This window comes from Planktothrix sp. FACHB-1355, assembly GCF_014748295.1.
Taxonomy (GTDB): domain Bacteria; phylum Cyanobacteriota; class Cyanobacteriia; order Cyanobacteriales; family Aerosakkonemataceae; genus Aerosakkonema; species Aerosakkonema funiforme_A.
On sequence record NZ_JACJUP010000930.1, the window covers coordinates 1 to 2,933 of the forward strand.

2 protein-coding genes are annotated in these 2,933 nt (G+C 43.3%); one reads left to right on the forward strand and one right to left on the reverse strand.

Translation table 11 applies throughout. From position 1 onward, the window contains the following. Nucleotides 1-163: 163 nt before the first annotated feature. Entirely contained in the window at nucleotides 164-1,891 is a 1,728-nt protein-coding gene (locus H6S82_RS27115; protein ID WP_190465297.1) for an iron uptake porin, read from the reverse strand. 633 nt (nucleotides 1,892-2,524) lie between these two features. Here H6S82_RS27115 and H6S82_RS27120 point away from each other — a divergent pair. Continuing rightward, nucleotides 2,525-2,933, forward strand: a 409-nt coding sequence (locus H6S82_RS27120) for an AMP-binding protein (protein WP_191057026.1), incomplete at its 3' end; no start/stop codon positions are given.

Below are 2,933 nucleotides of genomic sequence, written 5' to 3' on the forward strand. Positions count from 1 at the left end.
CTCTTCCGATCTATTTTCAGACTGGGCAAAGAAACCGGGTTTCTCTGAAAAATTGTCGCTGGGGAAATATAGATCTAGGCAGAAACCGGGTTTCTCTGAAAAATTGTCGCTGGGGAAATATAGATCTAGAAAGCCGGTTTCTAGGATGAGCGATCGCCAAATCCTAAAAACCAAAGAACATCCTCAGCGTACCCGTGTAAAGAGTACCTTCGCTACTGCGGTTGCCGGGATTGGTAATCACCTGTACAAAGGGTGTGATACTGATATTGTCATTGACAGGAAAGCGGTAAAAAGCTTCCATATTAAGTTGAGTCACGTCGCCCACCGAACTTTCCACAAACGGCTGACCCACAGCAAATCCAGCCGAAGTACCTTTTCCTAAAATATCTGGGAAGGAAAATCCTCCCATCCAGTAAATTGGCTTGGCATCATCGTCTGTCGTACCAGTAAATAAAACATCGCTGTAGTCTAAGGCATAACCAAAACGACCGAAAAGGGCAATCCCTTTAATAGGAACAAATTCAAAGTTACTGGCGATCGTACTATAGCCATCGCCACCCTGAGAACCTAAACTGTAACTGAGTCGTAAAGCAAACCTTTCTGACGGGATGTACTCTGCTTCAAATACAGTTAAATTAGGATCGCCAAATAGCCCGCCTCTTTTATCTTTACCTGCCCGACTCGGGTCGCTAAAAAATACGTTTGTAGTTCTGGAATCGGGATCGGCAGCTGCATCGGCACGATAAACTGCTTTGAAGGTCAGCGGCCCTTGGCCTGGATTCCAAGTCAGAGCAACGCCGGAACCTGTGGGGTCACCTCCTAATAGCAGTGGGTTGTACAGAAATAGAAACGTAGAGAAGTCTAACGAACTATCATTGGCGTATCTGTTGAAATCTACATAGTCGGCGGTATTGCCTCTAGCAAAGATAGACGCCTGCAAGTCATCAGTTATCGGGAAATTATATCTTAATCGCCTAATGCGTACTTGGGGGTTGAAACCAGAATAATCTAAGAAACTGAGAATGGCTGGAGTAAGGTTGCTAGCTTCATTTACCGCACTGCCAGTACCCATTACAAGTTGGGTTAAGAGCTGGTCTTTGCCTGTGAAGCTGCTGCGGAAATTTAACAGTAAATAAGTGAACAAGGTGGCGTTAGGATCGTCGCGTTCGGGAGACTCACCCTGAATGGTGCCAGTGTTCGCAGCCCAAATTAACCAACCGCTTAGCTTGGTGGTAGTGGAGAATTGCTCGGCTTCTAGAGTTGCTATTTTTGGTTCTAAACTGTCTATCCGACCTCGCAGTGTGGCTAGTTCTGCCTGAAATTCTGTGGCGACGCGATTGAGGGCGGCTAAATCTTCCGGTCGGACAGAGTTTTTACCCCCAGCTGCAATCAGCTCGGTAATCTTTTCCAAGCAAGCATTTAAACCGGCGGCAAATTCATAGCGGGTCATGGCTCGATTGCCTCGAAATGTCCGATCTGGATATCCCTCAAGACAACCGTATAGCTCAACCAAATTCTGCAATGCTTGAAATGCCCAATCTGTTGGCTGCACGTCGGATAGTTGGGAAACCGAGTTGACTTGACCCATTCCTCTTGTGTGGGTAGATGCTTTTCTATATGGGTTAATCAGTGGGAGGGAAGTGTCAGGCTGAGTGGGTGTTAGTTCTGGCTCTAAGGCAACGGGAGAAAGTCGATCGCGGTTGTTTTTACCAGGCTCTACAATGGGAGTATCTGGAAAACTGGTAGTGAGGTTTGTCAGATCGCCTGTTTGCTCTACAACTAATTCTTCTAGAGCGATCGCTGTTTGTCCTCTTGTTCCGCAAGACAAAAAGTAGCTAGTACTCAGAATCGCTAAACTCAGTTTTAAAACTTTACAGAATATTTTTGACATCACACCTACAGAAAGCTCCTCTACCGTTGCTTATTCTGAGTTGAGCTGTTGTCTTCGTCAAAAGACAAGCGGTCAAACTTTTCTCAACCTACCTCACGATCGAAAGATTAAATAAAAATTATAATCGTTTAATGACGATAAAGTGATTAAAAAATTAATTTTAATCACAAATATTCCATTTCCGGCTTGTCGGTTAAAATTGTATTCTTATATAACAAAGTAAATATTTTTACTTTAAATACCTGCCACTACTTAGGGTTTGTTGTGCCCTCTATCTAACTAACTAATAACTGCGCTCCCGCAATATCATGTTCATTTAGTTACTTTAACTTTATTTAAATATACGTAGAAAATCTTTAAGTTGAGTTTGACGAATTGTCTTTTGACAAGGCGAGGAGCTTCAGGGATACTTGTCACTCTGCCAGCTTTATTTATATATACGTAAGTACAGAATATGTAAGTTGAGTTTGACAAATTGTCTTTTGACAATGGCAGGAGCTTACCGAATACTAAATATTCAGTTTATGCGGCGATATTTTTAAGCAGCCGCAGAAACGAGATACTTATTGGTAATCGATCTTCACCCCAATTAGCATGGCAATTGGGTAAAACTGTAGCGGGGAAAAAGTATATATGAAACAGGTGCATCAAAACTCACAGATCGGCAAAAATATCTTCAGTCCAAAAGAAGAATTTTCCACACTGGTAGAGTTACTTCGCTGGAGAGCGCACCAGCAGACAGAGCAGCGAGCTTATACTTTTCTTCTTGATGGAGAAGTAGAAGAAACTTATTTAACTTATGCAGATTTAGATAGTAAAGCTAGAGCTATTGCAGCGATGCTGCAAAACTTTGTGAAGAGTGGAGAGCGTGCGATCCTGCTTTATCCGCCAGGTTTGGATTATATTGCGGCGTTTTTCGGTTGCTTGTATGCTGGGGTAATTGCCGTGCCTGCTTATCCGCCTCAGTTTAATCGATCGATGTCGCGACTGCAAGCGATCGTAGCCGATGCAGACGCAAAAGTTGTACTCACAAATGAACAGA